The organism is Pseudoalteromonas sp. Ps84H-4, from assembly GCF_024124645.1.
Classification (GTDB): domain Bacteria; phylum Pseudomonadota; class Gammaproteobacteria; order Enterobacterales; family Alteromonadaceae; genus Pseudoalteromonas; species Pseudoalteromonas lipolytica_C.
Genome location: NZ_JAMXSK010000001.1, coordinates 124,633 through 140,976, shown reverse-complemented (window position 1 = coordinate 140,976; position 16,344 = coordinate 124,633). Strand labels below are relative to the sequence as shown.

Annotated in this window: 14 protein-coding genes; 9 read left to right on the top strand and 5 right to left on the bottom strand. The window is 42.8% G+C overall.

The genetic code is table 11. The annotated features are described in order from the left end of the window. The first annotated feature begins 12 nt into the window (after positions 1-12). The 5 genes from NH454_RS00635 to NH454_RS00615 all read left to right on the top strand — a co-directional run bounded on the left by NH454_RS00635 (position 13) and on the right by NH454_RS00615 (position 3,326). Positions 13-531, top strand: a complete 519-nt coding sequence (locus NH454_RS00635) for an OmpH family outer membrane protein (protein ID WP_135924013.1) — start codon at positions 13-15, stop codon at positions 529-531. A gap of 9 nt (positions 532-540) precedes the next feature. Then, positions 541-1,581 carry a UDP-3-O-(3-hydroxymyristoyl)glucosamine N-acyltransferase gene (lpxD, locus tag NH454_RS00630; protein WP_135924014.1) on the top strand — a complete coding sequence of 347 codons (1,041 nt, stop codon included), beginning with the start codon at positions 541-543 and terminating at the stop codon, positions 1,579-1,581. Between the two features lie 10 nt (positions 1,582-1,591). After that, a complete protein-coding gene (gene fabZ / locus NH454_RS00625) occupies positions 1,592-2,044 on the top strand; it encodes a 3-hydroxyacyl-ACP dehydratase FabZ (RefSeq protein WP_135924015.1) in 453 nt (150 codons plus the stop codon). A gap of 2 nt (positions 2,045-2,046) precedes the next feature. Continuing rightward, on the top strand, positions 2,047-2,817 hold the full coding sequence (lpxA, locus tag NH454_RS00620; RefSeq protein ID WP_135924016.1) for an acyl-ACP--UDP-N-acetylglucosamine O-acyltransferase: 771 nt from the start codon (positions 2,047-2,049) through the stop codon (positions 2,815-2,817). Between the two features lie 140 nt (positions 2,818-2,957). Continuing rightward, positions 2,958-3,326, top strand: a complete 369-nt coding sequence (locus NH454_RS00615) for a septal ring lytic transglycosylase RlpA family protein (RefSeq protein ID WP_135924017.1) — start codon at positions 2,958-2,960, stop codon at positions 3,324-3,326. Here NH454_RS00615 and cydC read toward each other — a convergent pair. Genes cydC through NH454_RS00590 form a run of 5 tightly spaced genes read right to left on the bottom strand, consistent with a single transcriptional unit; the run spans position 3,323 to position 9,692 of the window. Then, complete coding sequence (gene cydC, locus NH454_RS00610; protein ID WP_235382021.1) at positions 3,323-5,062, bottom strand: thiol reductant ABC exporter subunit CydC; 1,740 nt, start codon at positions 5,060-5,062, stop codon at positions 3,323-3,325. The two genes, NH454_RS00615 and cydC, sit on opposite strands and share 4 nt — an antisense overlap. Next, positions 5,055-6,815: a thiol reductant ABC exporter subunit CydD gene (gene cydD, locus NH454_RS00605; RefSeq protein WP_253038034.1), complete on the bottom strand. Its 1,761-nt coding sequence runs from the start codon at positions 6,813-6,815 to the stop codon at positions 5,055-5,057. The genes cydC and cydD overlap by 8 nt, the downstream gene beginning before the upstream one ends. Further along, positions 6,805-6,957 (bottom strand): cytochrome bd-I oxidase subunit CydX, encoded by a 153-nt coding sequence (cydX, locus tag NH454_RS00600; protein WP_054553108.1) that lies wholly within the window; start codon positions 6,955-6,957, stop codon positions 6,805-6,807. Before cydX ends, cydD begins: the two co-directional genes overlap by 11 nt. A gap of 12 nt (positions 6,958-6,969) precedes the next feature. Then, entirely contained in the window at positions 6,970-8,109 is a 1,140-nt protein-coding gene (cydB, locus tag NH454_RS00595) for a cytochrome d ubiquinol oxidase subunit II (protein ID WP_235382019.1), read from the bottom strand. Beyond that, positions 8,106-9,692 carry a cytochrome ubiquinol oxidase subunit I gene (locus NH454_RS00590; protein ID WP_135924021.1) on the bottom strand — a complete coding sequence of 529 codons (1,587 nt, stop codon included), beginning with the start codon at positions 9,690-9,692 and terminating at the stop codon, positions 8,106-8,108. The genes cydB and NH454_RS00590 overlap by 4 nt, the downstream gene beginning before the upstream one ends. Before the next feature lie 422 nt (positions 9,693-10,114). On the opposite strand from NH454_RS00590, the gene lpxB reads away from it, so the two are divergent. The 4 genes from lpxB to accA are packed head-to-tail and all read left to right on the top strand — an operon-like array spanning position 10,115 to position 16,331. Beyond that, positions 10,115-11,272, top strand: coding sequence for a lipid-A-disaccharide synthase (gene lpxB, locus NH454_RS00585; protein WP_235382018.1), 1,158 nt, complete (start codon positions 10,115-10,117; stop codon positions 11,270-11,272). Then, on the top strand, positions 11,262-11,867 hold the full coding sequence (gene rnhB, locus NH454_RS00580) for a ribonuclease HII (protein WP_199525896.1): 606 nt from the start codon (positions 11,262-11,264) through the stop codon (positions 11,865-11,867). Before lpxB ends, rnhB begins: the two co-directional genes overlap by 11 nt. After that, positions 11,867-15,358 carry a DNA polymerase III subunit alpha gene (gene dnaE / locus NH454_RS00575; protein ID WP_235382017.1) on the top strand — a complete coding sequence of 1,164 codons (3,492 nt, stop codon included), beginning with the start codon at positions 11,867-11,869 and terminating at the stop codon, positions 15,356-15,358. Before rnhB ends, dnaE begins: the two co-directional genes overlap by 1 nt. A 16-nt stretch (positions 15,359-15,374) precedes the next feature. Next, positions 15,375-16,331 carry an acetyl-CoA carboxylase carboxyl transferase subunit alpha gene (gene accA, locus NH454_RS00570; protein ID WP_135924025.1) on the top strand — a complete coding sequence of 319 codons (957 nt, stop codon included), beginning with the start codon at positions 15,375-15,377 and terminating at the stop codon, positions 16,329-16,331. Positions 16,332-16,344 lie beyond the last annotated feature (13 nt).

The window sequence follows — 16,344 nt, the reverse complement described above, 5'->3', positions numbered from 1 at the left end:
AGGAGTTTTTACGTGAAAAAATCAATTAAATCAACAGCCTTCGCATTGCTTGCTACTTTATCTATGGGCCTTTCAACAAATGCATTTGCGCACAAAGTAGGTGTTGTTGATATGCAAGAAATTTACAAGCAAATCCCTCAAATGGCGAAAGTTGAGCAGTCACTTGAAGCTGAGTTTTCTGAGCGTCGTCAAGAGTTAGAAAAGTTACAAGGCGATATTCGTTTTGAAGCTGAAAAGTTCAAGCGTGAATCAACAACGATGAGCGATAAGCAGAAAGATGAATTACGTACTAAGATTCAAGGTATGCAGCAACAACTTGCTGAAAAAGGCCGTCCTTTAGAGCAAGAAATCAAGATGCGTCAAAACCAAGAGTTAGCTAAAGTTCAAAAGCTAATCTTAGATGCAATCGAAGAAGTGGCTAAAGCTGGCAAGTTTGATGAAGTTAAAGTTAAAGAAACAACAATTTATTTTAACCCTAAAACAGTATCTGATTTATCAGATAAAGTAGTTGAAAAAGTAAGTAAGCAATAGAAATCATATATGCATAATTACACGCTTTCGCAGATTGCGGATCTTTTAGGCGCCGAACTTCAGGGTGATGGCGCCACAGAGATTACAAAAATATCAACACTTGCAAATGCCCAACCTGGGCATATTGCATTTTTAGCGAACAAGAAATATCGCTCACAATTGAACGATACATTAGCCAGTGCGGTGATTTTATCCGAGGCTGATGCAGCGTTTTTTACAGGCAATAAGCTTGTGGTTGCTAACCCCTATGTATGTTACGCCAAGCTTGCCCAGCTTATGGATACCACGCCGCGTTCAGCTGCTACTGGTATTCACCCAAGTGCAGTCATTCACGATTCAGCCAGTATTGGTGATAATGTCGCGATCGCTGCTAATGTGGTGATTGAAGCGGGGGCTGTAATCGGCAACGACGTACAACTTGGTCCAGGCTGCTTTATCGGTGAAAATACAAAAATTGGCCAAGGCACTAAGCTTTGGGCAAATGTATGTGTTTACCATGAAGTCGAAATCGGCAGTGACTGCTTATTTCAAGCGAATACAGTTGTGGGTAGCGATGGTTTTGGCTATGCGAATGAGCGTGGTGAGTGGATTAAAATTCCACAGCTAGGCCGTGTAATTATTGGTAACAAGGTTGAAGTAGGTGCATCAACGACCATTGACCGTGGTGCACTTGACGATACTATCATTCATAGTAATGTAATTATCGATAATCAATGTCAAATAGCGCATAATGTCGAGATCGGTTCAGGTACTGCAGTTGCTGGTTGTACGGTATTTGCTGGCAGTACAGTTATTGGTCGGAATTGTCAGATTGGTGGCATGGTTGCAATTAATGGTCACATTAGCGTATGCGATGGTGCTATAATCACCGGCATGAGTATGGTGACTAAGGCAATCACAGAACCTGGGATTTATTCTTCGGGCTTGCCACATCTAACCAATAAAGAATGGCGACGTAGTATTGCCCATATCCGAAACCTCGGTGATATGAAAGACCGCATTAAAGCACTTGAGTCTCTAACAAAGTCACTCAATATTGAAGACAAATAAGGATGCTATTTTGGCAAATGAATTAAATAGTCTTGATATCCAAGATATCTTGAGTTTACTTCCGCATCGTTATCCGATGCTACTTGTTGACCGTGTATTAGATTACACGCCAGGCAAGTCGTTACATGCAATTAAAAATGTAACAGTGAACGAACCTATTTTTACGGGTCATTTCCCTAACCAACCAATTTTTCCTGGTGTGTTGATCCTAGAAGCAATGGCTCAAGCTACGGGCTTGTTAGGTTTTAAAACAGTTGAAAACCGTAGTGACAATGAACTGTATTTATTTGCTGCGATTGATAATGCACGATTCAAACAGCCGGTATTACCTGGCGATACCATGCATTTGCATGTAGAGTTTGTAAAAGAGCGCCGCAATATATGGAAGTTTGCAGCAGAAGCAAAAGTTGACGGCAAAGTGGTGTGTACTGCCGAAATCATGTGTGCGAGAAGAGAGTTTTAATAGTGATTCATCCTACGGCAATAATCGAACCAGGTGCAAAACTTGGCAAAAATGTGTCAGTTGGCCCTTATAGCTATATCGGAAACGATGTAACTATTGGTGACAACTGTATCATCGAATCTCATGTGGTTGTTAAAGGCCCATCGACGATTGGTTCTGGTAACCATATTTTTCAATTTGCATCGGTTGGTGAAGCTTGCCAAGACAAAAAATACGCGAATGAACCAACTACGCTGATCATGGGTGATAACAATGTGATCCGTGAGTGTGCAACAATTCACCGTGGTACTATCCAAGACCAAGGTGTGACAAAAATTGGTAGTAACAACTTATTTATGGCGTACACCCATGTTGCACATGATGCTGTAATTGGTGATAACGTTATATTTGCTAACAATGCCTCTGTTGCTGGTCACGTACACGTAGGTGACTGGGTTATTCTCGCGGGTAACTCTGGTGTTCATCAATTTTGTAAAATTGGTGCTCATGCCTTTGTAGGTATGTACTCTGGCGTAAATAAAGATGTACCACCATTTGTAACTACTATTGGCACGCCGGCTGGCCCTGTAGCAATCAATACTGAAGGCATGAAACGCCGTGGTTTTGAAAGTGATGAAGTTATGGCAACCCGTCGTGCATATAAAACGCTTTACCGTAAGAGTTTAGGTGTTGAAGAAGCTATCGCCGAGTTAACTGAAGATGCAGCAAAGTATCCTGCTGTTCAGCTGATGATAGACTTTGTGAAAAGCTCTGAGCGCGGCATTATTCGCTAATTATAAGCGATACACTAAAAGCCACCGTAAGGTGGCTTTTTTGTTTTTATACTAATTCGCTTAATTAGGTAAATCAGTATAGTTCAGGTTTCGCTAAGTAAGCGCTTGCTACCTTTATGGCAAAAAAAGGATTCAATAATATGAACAAACTTATCCTCTTTGCTTTATTAAGTTTAATTATAACTGGTTGTAGTACTGCGCCTTCGGTAACTAAGGGAACGATAGAAAAAGGCAAAGCCAGTTATTACGCTGATAAATATCATGGCCGAACTACTGCAAGTGGTGAGGTATTTAATCAACAGGCATTGAGCGCGGCTCATCAAACACTTGGCTTTGGTAGTAAAGTAAAAGTCACTAATATTGCTAATAATAAAAGCGTGATTGTGACCATTAATGACCGCGGCCCATTTATCCGCGGTCGCATTATTGATTTATCAAAAAAGGCGTTTTCACAAATCGCATCAACAAAGCAAGGTGTGATTGACGTTACCGTTGAACAGCTAGATTAAAAGCGGGTAATAAGCTCTACGTAGTCAGCTTCATTAGCAACTAATTCAGCATGACTTGCAAGGGCTCTCACTTGTCCTTGTTCTAACCAAATCACTTTATCAACACGACTTAGCATTGCTGGGTCGTGAGTAATGGTTAGCATGGTTTTATCTGCCCATATTTTCTCAAGCGTAGTCAGCAAGTTTTGCTTAGTGTGGTTATCTAGACTCTCTGTTGGCTCATCAAGAATGATTAAATTACCTTGCCTTAATAGAGCTTGGGCAATGGCAACACGACGCGACTGACCATGAGATAGCTTTCTGCCTGCGGTGCCTAAACGAGTGTTTAGCCCATCTTTTAAATTGCTTAACCATGAGCCAAGTTCTGCTTGTTCACAGGCTTCAATAAGCATTTCATCTGTCGCATCAAAAGCTGCATAGCGAAGATTCTCCCGAAGCGTGCCATCAAAAATATGATGCTGCTGAGCCACGATAGTCATGCATTTGAAGCGCTGCTGATGACTAAGCTTGCTTAGCTCAAAAGTATTTTCTTTAGTGGTTAGTTCAAGCGTGCCTGATTGGATAGGCCAAAGCCCTGTTAGTAAGTTAACCAGAGTGGTTTTGCCACTGCCGCTGGCACCAACTAGAGCTAATTTACTGCCTGAAGCAATTGATAAGTTAATTTCATTCAGTGCGTTACTGGTTGCGCCTTGGTATCGGTAATTAACATTTTTGAACTCAAGGCCAAGAGCACTGTGTGGTATTGCATGTGTTTGCTTCTGTTCATTATGCTCTTCGAGTTTGTCTTCAAGTGTAAATAGTCGCTGTGCTGCGCTTACAGCATTTGGTAATTCTATAAACGCACTTGGCAAAGTTAGTACAGTCTCAAAGCTGGCTAATACAAATAACGCGAGCATAGCTAGTTCAACGTTTTTCATAGTAGCTGTTGCGACCAGTGGAATTATCATAAATACACTGGCAAGCATGGTGAGTTGGATCACCAAAGTGCTTAAGCCATTACTGTTTGCTATGGCTTTGTGTCGATTATATAGCAAGCTGTTGTATTGCTTACTGAGTGAATCACAATGGGCAAGCTGCGCGGCGTGTGCTTGATATACAGCCAGCTCTCTGGCACCTGATAGTGTATCAGCAAGCTCAGATCTTAACTCTGCTGAAAGCTGTGTTTCAGCATGTGCTTGTTGGCGAAGTTTATGGCTCAATAGAGCCGGAAGTAACACGCCAATAATCATTAATGAAATAAAGCATAGCAACGCAACATCAGCGTTATACATTGCCATGAATGCCATTACGATAGGAATACTGATAAGAGCGACGATAATTGGCAGCAGCACATTTAGGTAAAACTTATCTAACGCATCAACATCGTTTTGTAGGCGGTTGAACAAGTCGCTACTACGAGTCATTGCTAAGTCAACGTTGTTGAGTTGGCTAAGAATCTTGAACATTTTTACGCGAATTTCGCTCAGTAACAAAAAGGTAGCGTTATGAGTTATCATTCGCTCGCCGTAACGAGACGCTGTGCGCACGATAGCTAAAAAGCGGATCACCCCTGCAGGGGTAAAGTAGTTCATCTGCACACCGGCAATACCCGCCGCTGCCATGGCTGCTAAAAACCAGCCCGAGATGGCGAGTAAACCGACATTTGCAAGTACCGTTAAGCTTGCTAAAAAAGCCCCCAAAAGCAGCATGCTTGCATGAGGTTTGCAAAGTTTTAATAAACGTATGAAGTTATGCATGGGCTTCACCTTGGCTCACAAGCTTAGCAAATAGGCCTGCTTGTTCGGTGAGTTGCTGATAATGACCAGACTCAACAATTTGACCTTGTTGCATAACGTAAATGGTGTCGGCATGTTTAACTGTATTCAGTCGGTGAGCAATAACCAGCACTAAATGATCTTTTGCATAATCTCGGATTGCTTGGTTGATTAAATGCTCTGTTTGGCTGTCTAAGTGAGCTGTAGGCTCATCAAGCATTAGCACAGGGGCATTTTTTAAAAATGCACGGGCAAGGGCAATACGCTGCTTTTGCCCCCCTGAGAGGCCTTCTCCTTGTTCACCAAGCTGTGTATCAAAGCCATTAGGTAGGGCGTTTATAAACTCAAGCGCACCAGCTTTATTAGCCGCTTCCTCAAGTTCAGCTTGGCTTGCATCTGGTTTTGCTAATCGTAGGTTCTCTGCAACGGTTCGATAAAATAATGTGGCTTGTTGTGGGATCCACGCAAGCTGTGCTTGCCAATCAGCTAAGGCGGTATCGCTCAGTGGCTGTCCGTTAATGTGAATGGCATTGTTGGCTTGATGATGAAAACCCAATAGACAATCAAACAAAGTACTTTTACCCGAGCCGCTTTCACCTACAAAGGCAACTAAGCCTGTGCTTGGCAGGCTTAAGCTGATATCAGTCACCCCTTCGTTTGTCTCAGGGTAGTGAAAAGTAAGCGCATTCAGCTGTATGTCTTTTATCGGTAACTCAAGTTTAGAGGTACCCAAATGTTCATCGGCGTCGCTTTGATTGATTATATCGACCATATCAGCAGCGGCGCTGATCCCTTCGAGTTTTGCATGATAATGAGTGCCCATTTGCCGAAGTGGTAAGTAAAACTCAGGGGCCAGTAATAGCACCACAAAACCGGTCGCAAAATCGAGCGTACCAAAAAATAATCTAAAGCCAATGATCACAGCAACAAGGGCAACACTAATGGTTGCTAAAAACTCAAGGGCGAAAGACGATAAAAAGGCAACTTTCAGCACCCCCATAGTTGCACCACGGTAATCATCAGATATCTGACTTATGCTATTTAGCTCACGCTTGGTTGCATTAAAAAGCTTAAGTTGAGTCAGTCCTTGTAATCGGTCAAAAAAGTAATTGCCAAGTACCGCTAGCTGTTGCCAGCGTTCTTGGTTTAACTGCTCCGCTTTATGGCCCACTAAAATCATAAAAAAGGGGATAAGCGGGGCTGTTAAAAGGAATATGAGGCCTGCTTTGTAATCAGTTGGAAAAATCACCACTAATATCGCTAATGGAATAAGTGCACTGTAAGCCACACTTGGAATGTAGTTGGCGTAATATTGATGCAGTGCTTCAACCCCATTATGTAAGGTGTTAAGTGTTGCGCCGTGACCTTTTTGTTCAGTGTATGCTGGCCCAAGTTTGCTGAGCTTTTCTAGCAATGTATTACGCATCACGTTTTTTATTTTTAACGCGGCAAGGTTACTCACCCGTTCACTTAGCGCAACCAACAAAGCACGAACTAAAATGAGCCCCGCAAGAGGCCATAACAATGGGCTTACGGCTTGCAAGTTTGCTTGTTCAAACATAACTTGATGAACCGCGTTCGCAAGAAGGTAACAAGAGGCAATCATTAACAGGGCATTGAGTGTGCCCAGACTAATGCTTAATTTAAGAAGTCCTGAAGCGGACTGGCTATACTGCTTTAAAAAAGCGCGCAGCGTTTGCTGCTGCGCGCGATTTGGTCGGGGTTTAGTTGTCATCGGTGTTTTTGAGTCTCGCGTACAGCTCTAGCTCATCATCAGCAATCGAATCTTTATGTTGGTGAAATTCGTACCACATTACGTTGATCACTCCCAGTGTACAGGCTAATAGAACACCTAAAATCCAGGCAAAATACCACATATTTTAATCTCCTTAATAGCTACCGTGAGTGTTGTTTTCAATTTCACTGATGGTTACTTTGCGCCACATCTTCACATAACACCATGTTGTGTAGATAAGAATAAGTGGTACAAAAATAACCGCAGCAATAAACATCACGTTAAGTGTCATATGGCTCGAAACCGCATCCCACATGGTTAAACTAATATTAGGGTTGTTGCTCGAAGGCATAACAAACGGGAACATTGACATACCCGCAGTGAGTATCACGCCAGCAAGCATTAGGCTTGAAGCGATCAGTGCCATCGCTGGTTTTTGTAATTTAGATAACACTATTGCCAATGCCGCCATAACGAATGCAAGGGCAGGGAACAGCATGGTTAATGGCATTTTTGTATAGTTATCAAGCCATGCACCCGGTGCCTGCTTGACTGTTTTAGCCAGTGGGTTGGCATAGCCTTGAGTATCGCCCATGCTGACGATTGTATAACCATCAAGTTGAGATACCCACACACCTGCTAAAGCAAACAATACAATAAACGCCATCAGTGCATATCGGCCATATTGTGCTGAGCGTTTTGCAACCTCCGCATCAGTACGAAGTTGTAGCCACATACCAGCGTGGCCAACGAGCATAAGTACACTCACAAGGCCTGCAACAATGGCAAATGGATTTAATAGCGCGAAGAATGAGCCTTGGTAGCTAACACGCAGTAGGTCATCAATGTGATAAGGCACACCTTGTAGCAAGTTACCAAATGCCACACCAAATACTAGAGCCGGAATAAAACTACCTGCAAATAGGCCCCAATCCCAGTTATTACGCCAGCGCGGTGAATCTATTTTTGAGCGGTAATCAAAGCCAAGTGGTCTGAAAAATAGCGCAAATAATACCAGCATCATGGCAAAGTAAAAGCCAGAGAACGCAGCCGCGTAGACCATAGGCCAGGCTGCAAAAAGCGCCCCCCCAGCAGTGATGAACCAAACTTGGTTACCATCCCAGTGAGCACCAATGGTGTTAATAACCGTTCGGCGTTCAACATCGGTTTTACCCACTAGGCGAAGCAAAATAGCCACACCCATGTCCATACCATCGGTCACTGCAAAGCCAATCAGTAATACACCAATTAACAGCCACCAAATTAGTTTAAGAGTTTCGTAATCAAAAATCATGATTGAGCTCCTTGGCTTGCAAGACTATCTGCTTTGACAAGTTCATGGTGATATTTACCAGTATGAAGCGAGCTTGGCCCTTGTTTTATAAAGCGCAGCATCAGCCAACCTTCAACCGCAGCAAGACCTGTGTAGAATACTAAGAAACCAGTAATACTAATCAATAGGTCATTGACCGTCAGTGATGAGGTTGCCAAGAAGGTCGGTAAAATTTCCGAAATAGCCCACGGTTGACGGCCGTATTCAGCAACAATCCAACCAAACTCAATAGCAATCCAAGGCAGTGGAATACTCCATACCGCAGCCCACAATAACCAACGCTTTTGCTCAATAATTCGGTGTGCGTTGTAATAAAACGATAAGACAAATACGCCAAGCATGATCACACCACAACCAACCATGATCCTAAATGACCAGAACATTGGGCCCACTTGAGGGATTGAATCTTTCACTGCTTTTTGAATGTGCTCTTCTGTTGCATCAACCACGTTAGGCGTATAGCGCTTAAGTAGCAAACCATAGCCTAAATCAGCTTTTAAGGTATCGAATTTTGCAATGTTTTCAGGAGTGTCTTCACCGCTGCGAAGCTTTTCTAAGTATTCGTATGCAATCATGCCATTACGAATACGCTTTTCATGCTGCTCTTCAAGGTCTTTAATGCCCGTTACTTGCTCGTCAATTGAGCGAGTAGCAATAATACCCAGTGCGTAGGGGATTTTTACAGCGGCGTGAGTGACTTGCTCTTCTGAGTCAGGAATACCTACCAGCGTAAATGCGGCAGGGGCCTCTTCGGTGTGCCACTCAGCTTCAATCGTTGCGAGTTTTACTTTTTGCACCTCGCCAACTTCGTAGCCAGATTCATCACCCAGTAAAATCACACACAAAATAGACGCTAAACCAAACCCTGATGCGACCGAAAATGAGCGTTTGGCAAAAGCAAGGTCACGACCTTTTAAGATGTACCAACTACTAATACCCAGTACAAACATAGATGCTGCAACATAACCAGCTGATACAGTATGAATAAACTTAACTTGTGCAACAGGGTTAAATACTAGTTCAGCAAAGCTGGTCATTTCCATACGCATGGTTTGGTAATTGAATTCAGCACCTACCGGATTTTGCATCCAACCATTTGCGACTAAAATCCATAGTGCAGATAAATTAGTCCCTAATGCCATTAAGAAGGTTGCACCTAGATGCTGACGTTTACTCAAACGCTCCCAGCCTAAAAAGAACATACCCACAAAAGTCGATTCTAAAAAGAAAGCCATTAAGCCTTCAATTGCCAGTGGTGCGCCAAAAATATCGCCCACATAGTGAGAGTAATAAGACCAATTGGTACCAAACTCAAACTCCATAGTTAGACCCGTGGCCACACCAATCGCAAAGTTGATACCAAACAATTTCCCCCAGAACTTAGTCATATCACGATAAATTTCGCGACCAGTCATCACGTAAACGGATTCCATGATCACCAAAATCCACGTCATACCTAAGGTAAGTGGAACAAATAGGAAGTGAAATAGGGCAGTGATTGCAAATTGCAATCGCGATAGATCCACAAATGTTTCATCTATCATCGTTTAGCTCCTTGTTAGCGGGTGCGGTAGACACGACAAAAATAAGTTATAAAGTTTCAGTAATTATTGAAACTTTGTGAATTCTAACCTTGTATCCATTTTAGTCAATAGAAAAGTACGAAAAAAAGACAGACAGCCTCTGTATATCTTTTCTACAGGTTAGAGATAATGCTCTACACTTTCAAATATTTAATCGTTATAAAAAGCTCATTTACTATGGCTTACTTAGTTAATTTTTATTATTTTTAAGAATCTGACTAATTATCTACCGCTACTTTGAGCGGTAAACTGTGTATAAAGAATCGACGACTTTTTAGCGTAATTTCGATTTCTAGTATTTATTAACTCTGTGACATTTATCCGACTGCTAAAACACGGTAAACTCATTTACATTAGTGCCAAAAGTTGCGAATTATCAACGAATGAAAGAACATACAAAGCCGTTACGTATTGCCTTGGTGGCAGGTGAGTTATCAGGTGATATTTTAGGTGAAGGGTTAATAAAAGCACTTAAACGCCGTTTTCCTGATGCTATTTTTGAGGGGATTGCGGGCCCGCGTATGCAAGCGGCTGGTTGCAATACATTATTCGATATGGACGAATTATCAGTGATGGGCTTAGTCGAAGTGCTTGGCCGATTACCGCGTCTACTCAAAATACGCAAACAATTGGTGCAGCATTTTATCGACAACCCACCGGATGTATTTATTGGCATTGATGCGCCTGATTTTAATTTACGTGTTGAAAAACCGTTAAAAGATGCAGGTATCAAAACGATTCAATATGTTAGTCCATCAGTGTGGGCGTGGCGCGAAAAACGTATACATAAAATCAGTGCGGCTACTAATTTAGTGCTGGCACTATTGCCATTTGAAAAAGCTTTTTACGATAAACACAATGTACCTTGTACATTTGTGGGTCACACATTAGCTGATGATATTGCGCTTGAGCACGACCAAACCGAAGCGCGTAACCAGCTTGGTTTATCACAAACAGATAAAGTACTTGCTTTGTTACCAGGTAGCCGGGGTTCTGAAGTAGGGCTTTTAAGCGAAACCTATATTCAAACAGCAGCGAAATTACAGGCGCAAAATCCTGATCTTAAAATTGTAGTGCCGTTAGTCAATGAAAAACGAAAAGCACAGTTTTGTGAGATTTTAGAAAGAACAGCCCCTGATTTAAAACTGCAATTATTGGATGGTCAATCAAACCTTGCAATGCAAGCTGCTGATGCCATTTTACTTGCCTCAGGTACCGCAACGCTTGAAGGCATGCTGTATAAAAAGCCGATGGTCGTGGGCTACAAAATTAAGCCACTGAGTTATTGGATTTTTAAAACACTATTCACTTTTAACATTAAATATTTTTCGTTGCCTAATTTATTAGCCGATGAAGAACTTGTTCCAGAATACTTACAAACTGAGTGTAATGTTGAAAACTTATCAGCTGCGCTAACACCTATGTTGAATACGGATAACAGCGAATTAAGAGCGCGCTTTTTAGCTATTCATAAAGACATAAGATTAAATGCCAACGAACAAGCTGCAGCTGCAGTCGCGGAGTTACTAAATGCAAATTGAACGACCGAATGTTAATTATATAGCGGGTGTAGATGAAGTTGGCCGTGGCCCATTAGTGGGTGATGTTGTTACCGCTGCGGTAATACTTGATCCGAATAAGCCAATAGCAGGTTTAGCTGATTCTAAAAAGTTAACAGATAAAAAACGCCAATTATTAGCGATAGAAATAAAAGAAAAAGCTCTGTGCTATGCCATTGGCCGTTGCAGCCCAACTGAAATTGACGAGTTAAATATTCTTCATGCCACTATGCTTGCAATGAGCCGTGCGGTTGAAGGCTTAAGTGTAAAGCCTGAGTTTGTTTTTATTGATGGTAATCGTGTGCCTAGCCAGTTAACTGTGCCGGCACAGGCGGTAGTAAAAGGTGACAGCCTCGTTGAAGAGATTTCTGCGGCATCTATTTTAGCGAAAGTTGCCCGTGACGAAGAAATGATTGAGCTTGATAAGCGTTATCCTGACTATGGCTTTGCAGGTCATAAAGGCTATCCAACTAAAGCGCACTTTGCGGCACTCGAACAATACGGGGCAATTGCAGAGCATCGTAAGAGCTTTAAACCTGTTCAGCGCATTTTGGCGTTGAAAGGAGAGCAATTGTAATGCCTGCGCCGCAATTTGTTCACTTACGTGTTCACTCAGATTTCTCAATGGTGGACGGCCTTGCTAAAACCAAGCCGATTGTAGCTAAAGCTGAAGAGTTGCAAATGCCAGCGCTGGCAATCACTGACCAGATGAACTTATGTGGTTTGGTGCGATTTTATGGTGCGGCGCATGGCGCTGGGATTAAGCCTATTGTTGGTGCTGACTTTTGGTTAAGAAGCCCTGAATTTGAGGATGAACCAAGTCGCATTACCATCTTAGCGAAAGATAACGAAGGCTATAAAAACCTTACCTTATTGATCTCTAAAGCGTACCAGCGCGGGCATTTATTTCATCGCCCTGTGGTTGATCGCGAATGGTTGGTAGAGAATAAAAATGGCCTGATTTTATTATCAGGCGCTAAAGATGGCGACTTAGGCAAAGCCCTACTAAAAGGCAACCCTGGCCTTATTGAGTCTGTGGTTAGCTTTTATAAGCAGCACTTTAGCGATCATTATTATATTGAGCTTATTCGTACTGAACGCCCCCTAGAAGAAGATTATCTGCATCTGGCTGTTGAGCTTGCCGCAAAAGAGCAGTTACCTGTGGTGGCAACGAATGAAGTGGTGTTTTTAAAACCAGAAAACTTTGAAGCCCACGAAATCCGAGTGGCAATCCATGACGGATATACCCTAGAAGATAAACGCAGACCAAAACGTTTTTCTGAGCAGCAATATCTAAAAACAGCGGAGCAAATGGCTGAGCTATTTAGCGATATTCCAGAAGCGTTAGAAAACACCGTAGAAATTGCCAAGCGCTGTAATGTAACCGTGCAGCTAGGAACTTACTTCTTACCTGATTACCCAACCGGTTCACTGAAAATTGAAGACTTCTTGGTTAAAGTCTCTGAAGATGGTCTTGAAGAGCGTTTACAGTTTTTATTCCCTGATGAGCAAGAGCGTAAAGAAAAACGGGGTGAGTATGATGAGCGTCTGAAAATAGAGCTCGACGTAATCAACCAAATGGGTTTCCCGGGTTACTTCTTGATCGTAATGGAGTTCATTCAGTGGAGTAAAGATAACAATATTCCAGTAGGTCCAGGACGTGGTTCGGGTGCCGGTTCACTGGTTGCTTATGCACTGAAGATTACCGATCTTGATCCGCTAGAGTTTGACCTACTCTTCGAACGTTTCTTGAACCCTGAGCGTATTTCAATGCCCGATTTCGACGTCGACTTCTGTATGGATAGGCGCGATGAGGTAATTGACCACGTAGCGGCGCTTTATGGCCGTGACGCGGTATCTCAGATCATCACCTTTGGTACCATGGCTGCAAAAGCGGTTATCCGTGACGTAGGCCGTGTACTTGGTCACCCTTACGGCTTTGTTGATCGTATTTCAAAATTAGTACCGGGCGATCCGGGCATGACCTTGGCTAAAGCGTTTGATGTAGAGCCTCGTTTACAAGAAGCCTACGACGGTGATGAAGAGGTAAAAGAGCTTATCGATATGTGTCGCATCCTCGAAGGGTGTACACGTAACGCCGGTAAACACGCTGGTGGTGTTGTAATATCACCAACCACTATCACTGACTTTGCGGCCCTTTATTGTGATGATGAAGGTAAATTCCCGGTTACTCAATTTGATAAAAACGACGTTGAGACGGCGGGCCTAGTTAAGTTTGACTTCTTAGGTTTAAGAACGCTTACCATCTTGCAGTGGGCGCTTGATATGACCAATGAGCGCCTAGCCCGCGAGGGTAAAGAGCCGGTTGATATTAACGCCATTCCACTTGATGACAAGCCAAGTATTGAGTTATTGCTACGCGCCGAAACCACCGCGGTATTCCAGCTCGAATCTCGTGGTATGAAAGATCTTATTCGTCGTCTAAAGCCCGACTGCTTCGAAGATATGATCGCACTGGTGGCACTGTTCCGCCCAGGTCCATTGCAATCAGGCATGGTAGATAACTTTATCGACCGTAAGCACGGCCGAGAAGAAATATCTTACCCAGACGTTCAGTGGCAACATGAAAGCCTAAAGCCTATTCTTGAGCCGACCTACGGTATCATTCTTTATCAAGAACAAGTAATGCAAATTGCGCAGGTACTTGCCGGTTATACCCTTGGTGGCGCTGACATGCTTCGTCGTGCAATGGGTAAGAAAAAGCCTGAAGAGATGGCAAAGCAACGTTCGACTTTTGAAGAAGGCGCTATAAATAATGGCGTTGACGGCGAACTTGCAATGAAAATCTTCGACTTGGTAGAGAAATTCGCGGGTTATGGTTTTAACAAATCGCACTCTGCTGCTTATGCACTGGTGTCGTATCAAACCCTGTGGATGAAGACCCATTATCCAGCTGAGTTTATGGCGGCAGTAATGTCGGCGGATATGGATAACACCGATAAAATTGTTACCTTGGTTGATGAATGTGAAAACATGAAACTGACCTTGTTACCGCCTGATGTAAATGCCGGTGAGTACAAGTTTACTGTTAATCTAAAAGGTGAGATTGTTTATGGCATTGGTGCCATTAAAGGCGTGGGTGAAGCACCGGTTGAAGCTATTTTAGAAGCTCGAAGTGAAGGCGGCCCGTTTAAAGACTTATTTGATTTTTGTGCCAGAGTTGACTTAAAACGCATAAACAAACGCGTGGTCGAAAAACTTATCTATGCAGGCGCACTCGATCAACTTGGTCCAGATAAAACCCAGCCAGGTCGTGCGACCTTATTAGCGAGCTTAAAAGATGCCATGCGAGCGGCAGATCAACATCATAAAGCAGAGTCATTAGGGCAAGCAGATTTGTTTGGTTTATTGGCTACTGAACCAGACGAAGTTGAACAGGCGTTTATCAAAGCGACAGACTTAACTGATAAGCAATGGCTAGACGGTGAAAAAGAGACCTTAGGGCTTTACTTAACTGGCCATCCAATTAACCAGTATCGTAAAGAACTAAAGCATTACACCTCGGGAAGGCTAGTAGACTTGCAGCCCACAAATCGTGATGTGCAGTCAACAGCGGCTGGCCTTGTGATCAATGCCCGAACCTTGATAAATAAAAAGGGAAATCGTTGGGGTCTTATAACTTTAGATGACAAGAGTGCCCGTATTGATGTACGCTTATTCCCAGAACAGTTTGAAATGTACCAAGATATGCTGCAAGTTAACAATATCTTGGTAATATCCGGACAGGTCAGCTTTGATAACTTCTCTGGTGGCATTACAATGACCGCTAGAGACATATGCACCATTGCCGAAGCGCGAGAAAAACGTATAAAAGCGATTAAAATGACGCTGAATATGGTGCAGATCGAGGCAAACTTCTTCGATAATTTACAAAAAGTACTTGAACCTTATAAGTTTGGTACATGTCCTATTAAAGTATTCTATCAACGTCCGGATGCGTTGGCTGAGATTACCTTAGGGACTGAATGGTGTGTTACGCCTAGTGATGACTTAATTCATAAGTTGTCATTGATGGCGGCGCAAGATGTAGAACTAGAATTTAATTAATTAGGTAGTTTAGAGCATGAGCCTCAATTATCTTGATTTTGAGCTTCCAATCGCAGAATTAGAAGCAAAAATTGAAGAATTACAAAATGTAAGCCGCGCTGGCGAATTAGACCTTGGATTAGAAGAGGAAGTCAGTCGATTAAAAGAAAAAAGTGCTGAAATGAAAGAGAAAATTTTCTCTGAATTAGGTGCTTGGCAGGTTTCTCAGTTAGCCCGTCATCCGTTGCGTCCTTATACTCGTGATTACATCGAGCGCATTTTCACGGAGTTTGACGAACTAGCAGGCGACCGTACCTTCGCTAACGACCCAGCTATATTAGGTGGTATTGCACGTTTTGAAGGTCAACCTGTAATGGTTATCGGCCAACAAAAAGGTCGTGACACGGCTGAAAAAATCAAACGCAACTTTGGTATGCCAAAGCCAGAAGGTTACCGTAAAGCATTACGCTTAATGGAAATGGCTGAGCGCTTTAAAATGCCAATTATGACATTTATCGACACACCAGGGGCATACCCAGGTGTTGGTGCTGAAGAGCGTGGTCAAAGTGAGGCTATCGCACGCAATCTTAAAGTAATGGCTGCGTTAAAAGTACCAACGATCTGTACTGTAATTGGTGAAGGTGGTTCAGGTGGTGCACTTGCAATTGGTGTGGGTGACCGCGTTAACATGTTGCAATACAGCACTTACTCTGTGATCTCGCCAGAAGGTTGCGCATCAATCTTATGGAAAAGCGCAGATAAAGCACCATTAGCTGCAGAAGCAATGGGTGTAACCGCAGCACGCGTTAAAGAGCTTGATTTAATCAACAATGTGATTGAAGAGCCTTTAGGTGGTGCGCACCGTAATTACGATGCGATGGCACGTAACCTTAAAAACCAACTTAAACGCGACCTAGCTGAATTACAAGGCCTTTCACTTGATGAAATGCTTGATCAGCGTTACAAGCGTTTAATGTCGTTTGGTTATTGCTAAACACTGCTTAAAA